The organism is Streptomyces sp. CNB091, from assembly GCF_000377965.1.
The window spans coordinates 57,761-72,075 of record NZ_KB898991.1; the positions used below are offsets into that span (position 1 = coordinate 57,761).

Annotated in this window: 14 protein-coding genes; 9 read left to right on the forward strand and 5 right to left on the reverse strand. The window is 69.4% G+C overall.

What is annotated here, in order from left to right:
- Positions 1 to 105 precede the first annotated feature (105 nt).
- From D581_RS1000000141560 to D581_RS0104230, 5 genes are read left to right on the forward strand one after another with little or no spacing between them, the layout of a single operon-like run.
- Complete coding sequence (locus D581_RS1000000141560; protein ID WP_199787770.1) at positions 106 to 258, forward strand: hypothetical protein; 153 nt, start codon at positions 106 to 108, stop codon at positions 256 to 258.
- Entirely contained in the window at positions 255 to 344 is a 90-nt protein-coding gene (gene kdpF, locus D581_RS1000000139110) for a K(+)-transporting ATPase subunit F (protein ID WP_018955984.1), read from the forward strand. Before D581_RS1000000141560 ends, kdpF begins: the two co-directional genes overlap by 4 nt.
- A 9-nt stretch (positions 345 to 353) precedes the next feature.
- Positions 354 to 2,018: a potassium-transporting ATPase subunit KdpA gene (gene kdpA, locus D581_RS0104220; protein ID WP_018955985.1), complete on the forward strand. Its 1,665-nt coding sequence runs from the start codon at positions 354 to 356 to the stop codon at positions 2,016 to 2,018.
- Complete coding sequence (gene kdpB, locus D581_RS0104225) at positions 2,015 to 4,129, forward strand: potassium-transporting ATPase subunit KdpB (protein ID WP_018955986.1); 2,115 nt, start codon at positions 2,015 to 2,017, stop codon at positions 4,127 to 4,129. Before kdpA ends, kdpB begins: the two co-directional genes overlap by 4 nt.
- 6 nt (positions 4,130 to 4,135) lie before the next feature.
- The gene (locus D581_RS0104230) at positions 4,136 to 4,807 is read left to right on the forward strand and encodes a potassium-transporting ATPase subunit C (RefSeq protein ID WP_018955987.1); all 672 of its coding nucleotides are present in this window, start codon (positions 4,136 to 4,138) and stop codon (positions 4,805 to 4,807) included.
- Positions 4,808 to 5,023: 216 nt separating this feature from the next.
- On the opposite strand, the gene D581_RS01000000136850 is transcribed toward D581_RS0104230, so the two are convergent.
- From D581_RS01000000136850 to D581_RS1000000141925, 4 genes are all read right to left on the reverse strand, one after another.
- A complete protein-coding gene (locus D581_RS01000000136850) occupies positions 5,024 to 6,094 on the reverse strand; it encodes a methyltransferase (protein ID WP_018955988.1) in 1,071 nt (356 codons plus the stop codon).
- 876 nt (positions 6,095 to 6,970) lie between these two features.
- The gene (locus D581_RS0104240) at positions 6,971 to 7,603 is read right to left on the reverse strand and encodes a DUF4276 family protein (RefSeq protein ID WP_018955989.1); all 633 of its coding nucleotides are present in this window, start codon (positions 7,601 to 7,603) and stop codon (positions 6,971 to 6,973) included.
- Positions 7,600 to 9,018: an AAA family ATPase gene (locus D581_RS0104245; protein WP_018955990.1), complete on the reverse strand. Its 1,419-nt coding sequence runs from the start codon at positions 9,016 to 9,018 to the stop codon at positions 7,600 to 7,602. The genes D581_RS0104240 and D581_RS0104245 overlap by 4 nt, the downstream gene beginning before the upstream one ends.
- 303 nt (positions 9,019 to 9,321) lie before the next feature.
- Positions 9,322 to 9,678, reverse strand: coding sequence for an NsdA family TPR-like regulatory protein (locus D581_RS1000000141925; RefSeq protein ID WP_486585793.1), 357 nt, complete (start codon positions 9,676 to 9,678; stop codon positions 9,322 to 9,324).
- 66 nt (positions 9,679 to 9,744) lie between these two features.
- On the opposite strand from D581_RS1000000141925, the gene D581_RS0104250 reads away from it, so the two are divergent.
- Both D581_RS0104250 and D581_RS0104255 read left to right on the forward strand, forming a co-directional pair.
- Positions 9,745 to 10,008 carry a DegT/DnrJ/EryC1/StrS family aminotransferase gene (locus D581_RS0104250; protein ID WP_469222241.1) on the forward strand — a complete coding sequence of 88 codons (264 nt, stop codon included), beginning with the start codon at positions 9,745 to 9,747 and terminating at the stop codon, positions 10,006 to 10,008.
- The gene (locus D581_RS0104255; RefSeq protein WP_032752529.1) at positions 10,008 to 10,439 is read left to right on the forward strand and encodes an arsenate reductase/protein-tyrosine-phosphatase family protein; all 432 of its coding nucleotides are present in this window, start codon (positions 10,008 to 10,010) and stop codon (positions 10,437 to 10,439) included. Before D581_RS0104250 ends, D581_RS0104255 begins: the two co-directional genes overlap by 1 nt.
- A 19-nt stretch (positions 10,440 to 10,458) precedes the next feature.
- Here D581_RS0104255 and D581_RS0104260 read toward each other — a convergent pair whose 3' ends face one another.
- The gene (locus D581_RS0104260; protein WP_018955993.1) at positions 10,459 to 11,634 is read right to left on the reverse strand and encodes a UDP-N-acetylglucosamine--N-acetylmuramyl-(pentapeptide) pyrophosphoryl-undecaprenol N-acetylglucosamine transferase; all 1,176 of its coding nucleotides are present in this window, start codon (positions 11,632 to 11,634) and stop codon (positions 10,459 to 10,461) included.
- Positions 11,635 to 12,175: 541 nt separating this feature from the next.
- On the opposite strand from D581_RS0104260, the gene D581_RS0104265 reads away from it, so the two are divergent.
- Positions 12,176 to 12,952: an RNA polymerase sigma factor gene (locus tag D581_RS0104265; protein ID WP_018955994.1), complete on the forward strand. Its 777-nt coding sequence runs from the start codon at positions 12,176 to 12,178 to the stop codon at positions 12,950 to 12,952.
- Positions 12,952 to 14,136 carry a hypothetical protein gene (locus D581_RS0104270; RefSeq protein WP_018955995.1) on the forward strand — a complete coding sequence of 395 codons (1,185 nt, stop codon included), beginning with the start codon at positions 12,952 to 12,954 and terminating at the stop codon, positions 14,134 to 14,136. Before D581_RS0104265 ends, D581_RS0104270 begins: the two co-directional genes overlap by 1 nt.
- Positions 14,137 to 14,315: the final 179 nt, after the last annotated feature.

Below are 14,315 nucleotides of genomic sequence, written 5' to 3' on the forward strand. Positions count from 1 at the left end.
GGCAGGCATACGGCCGCGTGCGCACGGCCCGGTCGGCCGCGTCAGATCGGCGTCAAGGGTTTCCCGGTATTCGTATGGACCCCGTCAAGGCGGCTTATCGCCCTGATGAAGACGCGGTTTGCTCGTATTGGCCAAACGGCCGATTTTCTTCCTCACGTCAATCAGGAGCTCGCGATGGCCGATCTGGCCTTCGTCGCCACCACGATCGCGGTATTCGCGCTGGTGGCTCTCATCGCCCGGGGGGTGACCAAGCTGTGACCGTCGAAAACGTCGTCGGCCTCGTCGTGGCCGTGTCCCTGCTCGGATATCTCATCCTCGCTCTCCTTTACCCGGAGAGGTTCTGAGCCAAGGATATGACTTCCCAGGTCGCTGGTCTGCTCCAGCTCACAGCCCTGATCGCCGCCCTCGCCCTCGCCTACCGTCCGCTGGGCGATTACATGGCCAGGGTCTACTCCTCCGAGAAGAACCACCGACCGGAGAAGTGGATATACAAGGCCATCGGCGCCAATCCGGCCGCCGAGATGCGCTGGCCCGCCTATCTGCGCGGAGTGCTCGCCTTCTCGGCGGTGAGCGTTCTCTTCCTGTACCTGATGCAAAGGGCGCAGGGCTCGCTGCCCGGTTCGCTCGGCTTCTCCTCGATCGACCCGGACCAGGCGTTCAACACCGCCGCGTCCTTCGTTGCCAACACCAACTGGCAGTCGTACTACGGCGAACAGGCCATGGGCCACGTCGTGCAGACCGGCGGCCTCGCGGTGCAGAACTTCCTGTCCGCGGCCGTCGGCATGGCCGTCGCGGTGGCACTCGTACGGGGCTTCGCCCGGTCGCGTACGGGTGAACTCGGCAACTTCTGGGCCGACCTGGTGCGCGGGACCGTCCGCATCCTGGTCCCGATCTCGGTGCTCGGCGCGATCGTCCTGGTCGCCGCCGGGGCGATCCAGAACTTCTCCGGCATCCACCAGGTCGGACAGTTCATGGGCGGCACGCAGGAGTGGAACGGCGGCGCGGTCGCCTCCCAGGAGGTCATCAAGGAGCTGGGCACCAACGGCGGCGGCTACTTCAACGCCAACTCCGCCCACCCCTTCGAGAACCCCAACCCCCTGTCGAACCTGTTCGAGATCTTCCTCATCCTGCTGATCCCGTTCGCGCTGACGCGGACCTTCGGCCGGATGGTCGGATCGCTGAAGCAGGGGTACGCGATCCTCGGCGCGATGGCCGTCATCTGGATCGGCTTCACGGCGCTGATGATGTGGACCGAATTCGCCCACCGCGGGCCCGCGTTCGAGATCGCCGGCGGCGCCATGGAGGGCAAGGAGACCCGCTTCGGGATCGCCGGCTCGTCGATGTTCGCGGTGGCCACGACGCTGACCTCAACCGGCGCGGTGAACTCCTTCCACTCCTCGTACACCGGCTTCGGCGGCGGCATCACCATGCTCGGCATGCAGCTCGGCGAGATCGCTCCCGGCGGTGTCGGCTCCGGCCTCTACGGCATGCTGATCATGGCGATCATCGCGGTGTTCATCGCCGGGCTGATGGTCGGACGCACCCCGGAGTACCTCGGCAAGAAGATCGGCACCCGCCAGATCAAGCTCGCGGCCTGCTACATCCTCGTCACCCCGGCCCTCGTGCTCGGCTTCACCGCCGTCGCCATGGCCCTGCCGACCCCCGCCGACTCGATGACCAACTCGGGCGCGCACGGCTTCTCCGAGATCCTGTACGCCTACACCTCCGGCGCCAACAACAACGGCTCCGCCTTCGCCGGGCTCAACGCCGACACCCAGTGGTTCAACACGACCATCGGCATCGCGATGCTGCTCGGCCGGTTCCTGCCGATGGTGTTCGTCCTGGCCCTGGCCGGCTCGCTCGCCGGGCAGAAACCGGTGCCGGAGACCGCGGGCACGCTGCGCACCGACAAGCCCCTCTACTCGGGGCTGCTCGTCGGCACGATCCTCATCATCACCGGACTCACCTACTTCCCGGCCCTGGCGCTGGGTCCGCTCGCCGAAGGGCTCGCCTCATGAGCACCGTCACCCCGACCCCCACGCGCGCGCCGCACGGAGACATACCGCCGGCCGAAGGCCACGGGGCCGCCAACCGGGTCGGCAGCGGGCTGTTCGACCCCCAGCTGCTGCTGAAGTCGTTCCCCGACGCGCTGCGCAAGCTCGACCCGCGCGTGATGGTCAAGTCGCCGGTGATGTTCGTCGTGCTGGTCGGTTCGGTGGTCACCACCGTGCTGGCGCTCACCGACCCGACCGACTGGTTCGGCTGGGCGATCACCGCCTGGCTCTGGCTGACCACCGTCTTCGCCAACCTCGCCGAGGCCGTCGCCGAAGGACGGGGCAAGGCCCAGGCCGACACCCTGCGCAAGGCCAAGACCGGCACCGTCGCCCGCCGGGTCATCGGCCCCAACGAGGAGCGGGTCGCGGGGACGGACCTGCGCATCGGGGACCTGGTGGTCTGCGAGGCCGGCGACACCATCCCCGGTGACGGCGATGTCGTGGAAGGCGTCGCCTCCGTCGACGAGTCCGCGATCACCGGCGAGTCCGCCCCGGTCATCCGCGAGTCCGGCGGCGACCGCTCGGCCGTCACCGGCGGTACGAAGGTGCTGTCCGACCGCGTCGTCATCAAGATCACGACGAAGCCCGGCGAGACCTTCATCGACCGCATGATCAACCTGGTGGAGGGCGCCTCCCGGCAGAAGACGCCCAACGAGATCGCCCTGAACATTCTGCTGGCGTCCCTCACGATCGTCTTCCTGCTGGCCGTCGTCACCCTGAAGCCCTTCGCGATCTACGCGGGCGCGGACGACCAGACCTCGCTGATCGTGCTCGCCGCCCTGCTGGTGTGCCTGATCCCCACCACGATCGGGGCTCTGCTGTCCGCGATCGGCATCGCGGGCATGGACCGCCTGGTGCAGCGCAACGTCCTGGCCATGTCGGGGCGCGCGGTCGAGGCGGCGGGCGATGTGTCGACCCTGCTCCTCGACAAGACCGGAACCATCACCCTGGGCAACCGCCAGGCCGCCGAGTTCCTCGCGGTCGAGGGCGTCACCGAGGGCGCGCTCGCGGACGCGGCGCAGCTCTCCTCGCTCGCCGACGAGACCCCGGAGGGCCGGTCGATCGTCGTGCTCGCCAAGGAGAAGTACGGGCTGCGGGAGCGGACCCAGGGGGAGCTGACCGGAGCCGCGTGGGTGGAGTTCACCGCGCAGACCCGGATGTCGGGCGTCGACCTGGACGGACGGAAGGTCCGCAAGGGCGCGACCGGCTCGGTCATCGCCTGGGTGAAGGAGCGCGACGGCAGCGTCTCCCCGGACGCGCAGGCGCTCACCGACCGGATCTCCCAGGCCGGCGGTACGCCACTGCTGGTGGCGGTGGAGGACGCGGACGGTGCTCGGGTCCTCGGGGTCGTCCACCTCAAGGACGTGGTCAAGGAGGGGATGCGGGAGCGGTTCGACGAGCTGCGGCGCATGGGCATCCGTACGGTCATGATCACGGGTGACAACCCGCTGACCGCGAAGGCGATCGCCCAGGAGGCCGGGGTCGACGACTTCCTGGCCGAGGCGACGCCCGAGGACAAGATGGCCCTCATCAAGCGGGAACAGGCCGGCGGCAAGCTCGTCGCGATGACCGGCGACGGCACCAACGACGCCCCCGCCCTGGCCCAGGCCGACGTCGGCGTGGCGATGAACACCGGAACCTCGGCCGCCAAGGAGGCCGGGAACATGGTGGACCTCGACTCCAACCCCACCAAACTCATCGAGATCGTCGAGATCGGCAAACAACTCCTCATCACCCGAGGAGCGTTGACCACCTTCTCCATCGCCAACGACGTCGCGAAGTACTTCGCGATCATCCCCGCGATGTTCGCCGTGGCGTACCCGTCGCTGGACAAGCTCAACGTCATGGGGCTCACCTCGCCCGAGTCCGCGATCCTGTCCGCGGTCATCTTCAACGCCCTGGTGATCGTCGCGCTGGTGCCGCTCGCCCTCAGGGGCGTGCGCTACCGGCCCGCGAGCGCGGACCGGATGCTGCGCCGCAACCTGGGCGTCTACGGACTCGGCGGCATCGTCGCCCCGTTCGTCGGTATCAAGATCATCGACCTGCTCCTCTCCCTCCTTCCCGGAATCGGCTGATCCGCCATGACCAACAACTCCGTCAGCAGCACCGCGCGCGTGCTCGGGGCCGGACTGCGAGCCCTTCTCGTCCTCACCCTGGTGTGCGGGGTGCTCTACCCGCTCGCCGTCACCGGCGTCGCCCAGGCCCTGTTCCGCGACCAGGCCAACGGTTCCGAGATCAAGGACAGGAGAGGGCAGGTCGTCGGCTCCTCCCTCATCGGCCAGCGGTACGACCTCCCGCTGAAGGACGGCGAGGAGTCGCCCGCCCCGGACCTGAAGTGGTTCCAGCCGCGCCCCTCCAACGGCCTCGGCAGCAACAGCGTCAACACGCGGTACTCCCTGATCCTCTCCGGGGCCACCAACCGCTCCGGGGACAACGAGGAACTGGTCCAGTGGGTGACCGAAGCCCAGGCCGCCGTGGTCGAGGACAACTCCACCCCCACGTACCAGGTGAAGCCCGCGGACGTGCCGGCCGACGCCGTCACCTCCTCCGGCTCCGGCCTGGACCCCCACATCTCCCCCGCGTACGCCGCACTCCAGGTGAACCGGGTCGCCGAGAAGAACGACCTCGACGTCAAGAAAGTGGAGGACCTCGTCGCCGATCACACCACCGGCCGACTGCTCGGCTTCATGGGCGAGCCCCGGGTGAACGTCCTGGAGCTGAACACCGCGCTCAGGGATCTGACCCGGGGCTGAGGGACGTGCGGGACACGGTGGGGTCCGGATTGCCGAGCGTCACCCGGGGCGTGACCCGGGTGGCGCTCGGCGAAGCAGGGGAAGCCGTGCTCGACGTGCGAGACCGCTGGCCGTGCTCGACGTGCGAGACCGTCGGCCGTGCTCGACGTGCGAGACCGCCGACACGCGCGAAGACCGGGAACGACGGCCCGATCAGCAGTTTGATCAGCAGCCAGATCACTCCGGGCATCGGCTCTCGAAGGCGTGGTGCCCGTCGGACAGGCGCGTGACGGAGAGCGGTTCGAGGTCGGCGGCCCTGTGCAGCCGCCAGACGTCGTCGGCGGTCCGGAACCCGCGGACCTCCTTTCCGCAGAGCACCATCTGGTACAGGGCATGGGCACCGTCCGACTCCTGGTCGAGCAGGGGCTCCAGCACGATCAGCCTGGGCCGACGTCCTGTGCGGTCGGCGGCGTGCGCGGTGCGTTCCATGGCCCGCCGTACCGCGGTGAGGATGCGCGTTCCCTGCTCGGGCGACCAGTCGTGCAGCACGTTCTTGAGCAGGTAGATCCCACCGCCTTCGGGTACTTCCTCGAAGATGTCCGCCGGCTGGAAGCGCAGCCGGTCGGCGAGCGAACGGTCCGGGGCCTGCGCCAGGCCGGCCGCCGCCCGGGCGCAGACGCCCGGCCGGTCGACACAGGTCCCTTCGAGGCCCGGATCGCGGGCCAGGAGCGACATGAGCAGCGTGCCGTTCCCGCCGCCGACGTCGATCAGCCGCCCCGGCCCGGAGAAGGTGAACTTCTCGGCGAGCGCCGCGGCCGTCGGTCGCGCCAGCTCCGCCATCGCGGCGTCGAAGACCTGCTCCGCCTCCGGTGTCCGGCCGAGGTACGCGTACAGCGGCAGGCCGAAGACGTTCTCGAACCCGGAGCGCCCGGTCGTGACCGTGCCGAACAGTCCGGCGAAGGCGTCGTCGTAGGTCTCGGCCAGCAGGATGCAGTGGTGACGCAGGGACCGGGGATGGTCGCCGCGCAGGGCGGCGTGGCTCTCCGCCAGCCGGAACCGCCCGTCCCCGTCGTGCACGAAGACTCCCCGCATGGCCAGGGTCTGAAGGAGGCGGAGCATCACCTCCGGGTCACTGCCGGTCCGTCCCGCGATGTCGACGGACGTCATGGAGCCGCCGTCGAGGACGTCCGCGATCCCCAGCCTGGCCGCCACGGCCAGTGCGCGCGAGAAGGACCCTCCCGAGGCGATCTCCAGGAGCCCCGCGCCTCCCTGCGTGTCCTTCCCCTGCTGGCGTGCGTCCGTGTCCACGGCCGGCCCTCCTTCTGCTCTTCTTCCCGCCCGGCGACCTCGGCCGTGCGGTACACGGAACAACGAGGCGGGGGACGGCCAGAACGGCTCTGGTCGGAGTATGTCCGGCACGCGGGAGCGTCATGTACCCCGTATGCGTGAATCTGCGTGGTCAGGGGCGGTGAGGGCCCGGCGCGGGAGGCCGGCGGCCAGGTCCTGATCCGGCCGGCGGAGCAGGCCGAGCCCGCACGAGGTGGTGCCGTGCGCCGGCCGTATGCGACGGCCCCCGCCGGTTCCCCACAGCCTCCCGACCCCGAGCCACCCGATGGAACGCCCCTGCCCCTACGCCATGCCCACCGCTTAGCGGACGCTGTCCGGGCAGCGTCCGCTGCCCGGACAAGGGCACCCCATGTCGAGCTCGAACGCCTTCTCAAGCCTGGTGTCGTGGGGCGCATCGGGTGAACACCAGGCGTGTTGGTCACGCCGTTGGTAACGAGGGCTTTTGGCGGCGTGGAAAGTGCCTGGCCAGAGGGCCACGTGTTGGAGCGACGACCGGGGCCGCCACCCCTGGTCGTACCCAATCGAAGCATCCCTCTGAGCTGCAAGTTTGCTGTCTAGGCGCGGGTTCATGACTTCCGACTGCCTCGGCCTGTTTCCAGGTGTTTCTGTCTGTTCCTGGGCGCTGTTGGTCACGCGTTGGTCATGCGATGCGCCCAGCTCGTCCGGCGCCCGGGCAGACTGTTCACGCACGCACGGGCGTCAGCCGATGGTGTGCGTACGAGCGCAGGCCTCGAACGACGGTTTCGCCCTTGTGGGGTTCGAGTGACTCCCGCAGGATGCTGCGCACCAGGTCGAGGCACCGTGAAGCAACCGAATAGCGGAACGTGCTCGTGTGGGTCATTCGTTGAGGACCTCGAATGCAGCGTCGAGGTCCTCTACGAAAGCACGCCACGATGGAAGGCAGGTGACGGATCCCTCGGGGTCCAGGAGTTCCAACATGCGCAGCCGGTGCTGCGAGAAGCGCTTCTGGAACTGGGCGAGGCGGCGCCCCTTGTACTCGCTCGCCCGCGCGAGCGAATCTTTGAGGAGCTGTTTCGGGTCGGCGATATTCTCCGCCGCCATACCCTTGGGGAGATCAAGGCCGACGCGACCACGAGGGTTCTCGGCGACTTGACGCAGGCACGCTTCGTCGAGGAGGAGCCAGGCTTCCAGCATGCGGACGGGCACAACGGCGACGTGCCGAAGGCCGGGCCACTCGACGTCGACCGCTTTCTCGATCTCGTCTTCGCGGTCCTGGGCAGGACCGCGGTCAGCATCCCGTTGTACCACTGCCAAGTCGTAGCTCCCTCCGAGTGCGCGGGCGGCCCGGAGCTTGTCTGGTACGGAGTGCCCGGTCGGCAGTCGGAGCAGACCGAAGTCGGGGACTGTGACCGAGACGTCGAGTCCTTTACGAACGGCAATCGACTCGATATGTGGGACGAGGCCGTTGTCGCTGCTGCCTTCGCCGATGAACAGGACACGAGCGGTCACGCGGCGTCCCCGCTCAGCGTGAGTTGCGCTCCGACGGGCGTGGTGAGATAGGGAAGGATGTCGGCTTTCGTCACGAAGCTGCCGCTCGTCACTTTATTGGCCCGCCAGGTACCGGCGAGTGGACGCAGGCGCAAGGCGCGGTTCAGAGTGCCATTCTCGCCTCTGTGCATTGCAGTGTCGGCGAACAGGAGATCCTCGTTGCCGACGAGTTGTACGACACCGGGTGAATGCGTATTGATCAGCACCTGCCGGAACGGGTTGTCTGCGCCGGGTTCTTCCGACGGATCCACGGCAAGGTCCTGTACCAAGTCGACCATGGCGTTGAGGTTCGCTGGGTGGATGCCGTTCTCGGGTTCTTCCATGCAGACCAGTCCACGTACGGACGAGTCTTCGAGCAGAACGCAAAGTGCCAGAAAGCGCAGGGTGCCTTCGGAGAGGCTGCGCGCAGGCAGCGTCATGCCAGCCACCTCGTGCACGTTGACCGTGAGGAGTTGCCGAACCTCGTCCTGATCGACATCAAGATCACGGACATGGATACCGGTCAGGTCCGAAAGGCGTCCCGCAACCCGGGCGTATACCTGGCTGGGATCCGCTCCGGGTGTGTCGTGGGCCACGCGAAAGAGGGTCGCTGGCAGATGAGAGCCGTCGGCGCCCATCACGTGCGGGTCCACGTATCGGTCGGACCGGCGCAGAGCTGATGGTTCCAGGGCAAGCCGTCGCCAGGACTGCATTTCACGGCGAGCCGAGAGGATGGTCGGGTCATCGCTGCTGGTGATGGTGGAGACGACTGTCGCTGGCGCCCGGGATGCCGCAGCCGGCTTGGGCTGGCCTCGGCTGCCACCGTCCTGGTGAATCTTGACGATCGACTCTTCGGCTTCGGTGGTCGTCGAGATGAACGGCGCGCCGCTACGGTGCCCCTGGATGACGGTGTCGCGGAACTGCTTCGCACTGTGAGGGAAGCGAAGGTGCTGCGGAGCCTTGCCCTTGGTGATGTGGGCCAGCGTCTCGTGGAGGAGCGTGAGGCGCCCGAAGCGGTCGAGTCCGGAGGGCTCCTGATAGCCGACTTCCAGTTCGTACCGCAAGAAGGTGCTGGTGGCCTTCGCGGCCCGGCCGAAGTCGTCCTGCACGTGCAACGGAACGATCATCTCGGCAGCGAACCGCATCCGGTGGTTGCCGGGCTCGAAGCCCTTCCAGAATAGGTCACGCGGGTCGCCTTGACGCTCGCCATGTACGCCTCGAACCTCCTGGGCCGCCTCCATCATCGACTGGTCGGCGAGGAGGGAGAGGAACTGGATGGCGTCGAAAACGTTCGACTTGCCGGTGCCGTTCTCCCCTGCGATGCAGGTGAAGGGGCCGAAGTCGATAGACAAGTCCAGTAGGTTCTTGAACCCGTGGACTTCGATGCGTGTCAGCATGCGGCCTCCGGAAGTTCGTCGAGCGGTTCCAACAAGCCTACTGGCGAGGAGGGCCGCCATACCGCCAATGCGTAGGCAGCCTCTTCCTGCGCTTGGTCACTATCTGGCTACCCCGCGTTCCGGCATACATGGTTCCGCAGCGTGTGATGGCCCGGTACGGACAGCGTCGAAGCGCGGTGCTCGTAAACGCGCATCCGGGACGGTGCGACGCGTTGGCCCGGGGCGATCAGGTGAAGGCCCAGATGCGTCGGTCACGCGTTGTTCATGCGATCCGCCCAGCGTGTCCGTGCCCGGGCAGGCTGTTCATGCACGCACAGACGTCAGCTGCTGGTGTGCGTACGAGCGCAGGTCTCGAACGGCGGTTTCGCCCTTGTGCGGTTCAAGCGACTCCCGCAGTGTGCTGCGCACCAGGTCGAGACACCGTGAAACACCTGTTCCCGCAGCGGTGTCCAGCGCTGTTCGAGTGTCTGCCACGGCAGCATCTACGTCATGGTTGGCGAGCGCTTCGTGGGCACGGTAGGTAAGCATGATGGCGCGGGTCCTCTCCCGTTCGGGAACCAGCAAGCCCAGGCCCTCCTCCAACGCGGCGGTGGCTCGCCGGGGGTCTCCCAGGTCCAGCCAGCAGCGCCCCGCATCAACGGCGAGGTCGGCGGATGACATCCAGGACACCCACGGGGGTGCGGGTTGTGCTCTGCCACGCTCGTCGACGTCGACCTCGACCACACGGTGCCGCACCTGTGTCAGGTCCGCGTACCGCACCGGGACCACGTATTCGCTCACCTACGGGCCAGGAACATCGGCGTCGGCGTTCATTACCCGCCCAACCACCTTCAGCCCGCCTTCGCACGCTGGAGGCGCGACCTGGCCGCTACTGAGCGGGTCAGCCGGGAAATCCTGAGTTTGCCCTTCCACCAACACCTCACCGAGGCAGATGTCCACCGAGTGGTGACCGCCCTCGGACACGCGCTCAAGGCCACGGGCGGCGCCTGATGGCGAATCTGCTCGCCGTGTGTCTGGGGAACTACTGTCGCAGCCCCTTCGCCCAGCTCGCTCTCGCTCGACGCGGCGGACCAGGTCTGGCCGTCCGCTCGGCCGGGCTGATCGGCAAGTGGCAGGACCGGCCCGCCCATTCCGCCATGATCAACGCCGCGCGGCGGCTGGGCTACGACCTCACTGCCCACCGCGCCCAGCAGATCAGCCTCGACATGCTGGAGTGGGCGGACACAGTACTCGCCATGGACGTCTCCGTTCTTGCCGCCCTCCAGGTCGTCTGCGGTCCGGAGAACGAGAACAAACTGCGCCTCTACCTGGCTGGCCGGGACGTGCCCGACCCGATGGGCCAGGACGACGCTGCGTTCCATGAGTGCGCTGTGCTCATTGAAATCGGCACCGCACTCCATACCGGTGGACGGATCACGTAGCCCACTGCTGGCCAAGCTGTTACCGGGACGCTGCGGACAGGATCACGTCCACGAGCCTTTCCGCAGCGTCCGGGCGACCGTGGGCCCTGGCCGCTGCGGCCATCGTGGCCCGGCGCTCCGGATCGTCGAGGAGCGGGCCGACCGCCTCGCGCAGGTGGCCGCCGGTGATCTCGCCGAGGAGGGCGACCGCTGCCCCGGACTCCTCCAGGTGGCGGGCGTTGTGCGCCTGCTCGTTGCCGGCCGCCGAGGCGAGCGGGACGAACACCGCGGGCTTGCCCAGGGCGGTCAGCTCGGCCAGGGTGCCCGCACCGCTGCGCGAGATCACGAGATCGGCCAAGGCCAGGACGTCCGGCAGCTCCGGTCCGACGAACGGGGTGAGGTGGTACCGGGCGGCGACGTCGGCGGGCATTCCTGCAGCGCGGGCGGACAGTGCCGCGGCATGGGCCGGACCGCACTGGTGCACAACGTTGGCGCGTTCCAGCAGCCACGGCAGTTCGCGGCCGACCACGTCGTTGATCTGCTGTGAGCCCTGCGCGCCTCCGGTGACGTACACCGTCGGGAGCCGCCGGTCGAAGCTGTGGAGGCCGAGGGTGGTCACGGCCTTGTCCGGGTGGCCGGTCAACACCTCCGGCCGTACGGGGTTGCCGGTGACCACCGCAGCCGACCGCACGCTCTCCGGCAGGAGCGGCAGGGTCGACTCCGAGGAAACGGCGATCCGCGCGGCGGAGCCGGCGAGCTTACGGTTGGCGAGGCCGAGGCGGACGGTCTGCTCGTGGAGGACCAGCGGGACCCGGCACATCCTGGCGGCGAGCCCGGCCGGCACGGCGACGTAGCCGCCCGTGGCGAGAACGACGTCCGGCCGGAAGGCGGAGACCGCGCTGCGCGCCTGGGCGACCCCGAGCGGCACGCGCGCCATGTCCCGGACGTTGGCGGGCGACACCATCTTCAGCGGGTTCGCGTGACGCCGGACCTTGCCCGTGGCGACGGTGGTGAAGGGGATGCCCTCCGCGCTGGTGACCCGGGCTTCCAGGCCCTCCGCCGTACCGATCCACAGGACGTCGAGGGTGCGACCGGAAGCAGCCAGGCGTGCCTGCAAGGTGCGGATCGCGGTGAGCGCGGGGTACGTGTGACCGCCGGTGCCACCGCCCGTCACGATCAGGCGGAAGACGGTCGTCTGCTGAGGCGCGGTGTTCACGCTGGGCACTCTAGTGGCTGCTTTCCGGTGATCATTCCCGATCTTCTCGGCAACGGAGGCGCGTGCATCGCGCTTTCGAGCGCCCTCTTCGAGTCGAGTCGGTCGGCCCCAGGGCCGAAGAGAAGGTGCGAGTCGGTTCTGAGCTCACGCTGCGACTGAGCGCGGGAAAGTGCTGGTCGCTGGGGTACCTGGCGTCCGATAGCGCGCTCACCCGGAAAAAATCGCCGGCGCGTTGGTCACGGAGGGGGTAAGCGGCCTACGAAGCGCCAGGCCAAAGAGGGCCACACGTGGGAGCGACGACCGGGGCCGCCACCCCCCACAGGAGAGGCCCCGGCCGTCTTCCACGGGGTCGCAGCACGACCCCGTACTCATCTCAGCGCCGTGACTGCGTTTTCTGTCACACCGTGAGCCCGCCGACGAATTGTTGCGGGTTGTACAAGTCATGGACGTGGCCCCCGCCGAGCACGTAGCGTGCTGGTTCGCGCAGGGTTGCGCAGCAGTTGACCAGCTGCGATCGAGGACGGCAGAGCGGGTTGAGGGAGTGCTGGGGGACGACGCGGAGCTGACTGCCGCGGTGCTCGCGGCACAGGACGGGGACGAGGACGCCTTCCGTGCTGTGTACCGCGCGGTGCAGCCACGGTTGTTGGGCTACATACGGACGCTGGTCGGGGAGCCGGACGCCGAGGACGTGGCGTCCGAGGCGTGGCTGCAGATAGCGCGCGACCTCGACCGGTTCAGCGGTGACGCCGACCGGTTCCGGGGCTGGGCCGCCCGGATCGCGCGCAACCGCTCGCTGGACCATCTGCGGATGCGCAGCCGCCGCCCCGCGATCGGCGGCGACGAGACCGAGCTGACCGCGCGGGCCGCCGAGTCCGACACCGCGGGCGACGCCATCGAGGCGCTGGACACGGACCGCACCATGTCCCTCATCGCCCAGCTGCCGCAGGACCAGGCCGAGGCCGTCGTGCTCCGGGTGGTCGTCGGGCTCGACGCGAAGAGCGCTGCGCAGACCCTCGGCAAGCGGCCCGGCGCCGTACGCACCGCAGCCCACCGGGGCCTCAAACGACTGGCCGAACTCCTCGGCGCGGAGCACCCCGGGGCGAACCGGACGGACGGCGCCTCCGTGGATGGCGCCTCCGTGGGCGGCGCCCCGGACCCGGCGCAGGGTGCCGACGACGGTGCGGGGCAGGGTGCGGCCGGTGGCGCCGGCCTCGGCGCCGTACCCGCGCAGCGCCCCGGGCGGAGCGGTCCGGTGGCGCCCGCCGGGATCACTCCCGGTGTGACGCATTCGCGACCGTGGACGCAGAAGGACATGTGATGGCCGACGAGCACTACGAGTGGCTTGACAAGGACGCGGCGGAGAGATTGCTCCGCGGCGAACCGGTCGTCCCCGTCGGCGACGAGGCCCGCACCGACGCTTTCCGGCTCGCCGAAGCACTCGGCGCGGCCCGCGCCGGGTCCCGGCCCCCGGCAGGCGAACTCCCCGGCGAGGACGCGGTCCTCGCCGCGTTCCGGCAGGCCGGCCACGGCAACGGTGAGGACCGGCTCGGCGGCCTCTCCGCCGCCGTCCCCGGCCGGCCCGGTCTGCTGCGCGCCGTCCACATCGGCTCCGCCCCCGACACCCCGGCCCGCCGCCCGCGCTGGAGCCGGCCGGTCCGTTTCGGCCTGGTCGCCTCGCTCGCGGGCTGTGCGCTCGGCGGGGTGGCGGTGGCCGCCGGCACCGGCGTGTTCGCCGGAACGTTCGGCGGACAGGGCTCGCCCGCGCCGGCCACCTCCGTGTCGGCCGCCGTGACCCCGGGCCCGCTGATCCCCGGCGGGCCCGCGGACGACCCGGCTGACCCGGCGCACCCGCCCCCGCCCGACGCGTCGGAGGAGCCCTCCTCGCCCGGGGCCCGGGAGTCCGACGGGCCCGAGCATCCCGACAGCGCGCGAACCGGCGACACCGCCCGGGAGCCCGGCGAGGACCGCCCGGGCAGTCCGGACAAGCCGGGCGGCGGCGGCCGCGAGGAGACGGCCGGGGGCGGCGCGGGCCAGGAGGAGAAGCCCGGCGGTTCCGGCGACGACACGGAGCCCGGGGACTGGTACGAGCAGTCCGTCAAGGCCTGCAAGGCCTTCCGTGACGGCAGCCTGGACGACCGGAGCCGACGGCAGCTGATCCGGTTCGCGAAGGGCGAGAAGAACCTGGAGCGCTTCTGCGACCGCCTCCTCGACGAGGGCGGCGGCAGCGGCGGAAACGGCGGGAGTGGCGGAAACGGCGGAAACGGCGGGAGTGGGGGAAACGGTGGGAGCGGCGGAAACGGCGGCTCCGGCGGTTCCGGTGACGGTGACGGTGACGACGACGGTCAGAACAGGCCGGGCGACGGTGACGGCGGCGCGCTGCCGCCCGTCTCCTTCCACCCCGTACCGCGCTCCGGTGTGGCCCCGGAGACGGACGCCGGGACGGACACCGAGGCCCCGCCGCTCCCGAAGAGCTCCGGCGTGGCCTCCGTGCTCGCCCGTTGACGGACTGAACCGCTCCGTGACGACCTGAACCGCCGTCCTGCTGAGTACCTGACTACCTGAACCGCCGGCCCCGCTGCTTACGAACCGCCGCCGCGCTGATTGCCTGAATCGTCCGTTGGCGACAGAACCTTCCGCTGCTGGTCCGGACCGCTCGCTGTTGGCCCGGACCACCCGCTGAC

Excerpts from the sequence above, each read along its gene's own strand:
- D581_RS1000000141560 (WP_199787770.1), top strand. The coding sequence starts at position 106 with ATGAAGACGCGGTTTGCTCGTATTGGCCAAACGGCCGATTTTCTTCCT.
- kdpA (WP_018955985.1), top strand. The coding sequence starts at position 354 with ATGACTTCCCAGGTCGCTGGTCTGCTCCAGCTCACAGCCCTGATCGCC.
- kdpB (WP_018955986.1), top strand. The coding sequence starts at position 2,015 with ATGAGCACCGTCACCCCGACCCCCACGCGCGCGCCGCACGGAGACATA.
- D581_RS0104230 (WP_018955987.1), top strand. The coding sequence starts at position 4,136 with ATGACCAACAACTCCGTCAGCAGCACCGCGCGCGTGCTCGGGGCCGGA.
- D581_RS0104245 (WP_018955990.1), bottom strand. The coding sequence starts at position 9,018 with ATGCTGACACGCATCGAAGTCCACGGGTTCAAGAACCTACTGGACTTG.
- D581_RS1000000141925 (WP_486585793.1), bottom strand. The coding sequence starts at position 9,678 with ATGTCATCCGCCGACCTCGCCGTTGATGCGGGGCGCTGCTGGCTGGAC.
- D581_RS0104255 (WP_032752529.1), top strand. The coding sequence starts at position 10,008 with ATGGCGAATCTGCTCGCCGTGTGTCTGGGGAACTACTGTCGCAGCCCC.
- D581_RS0104270 (WP_018955995.1), top strand. The coding sequence starts at position 12,952 with ATGGCCGACGAGCACTACGAGTGGCTTGACAAGGACGCGGCGGAGAGA.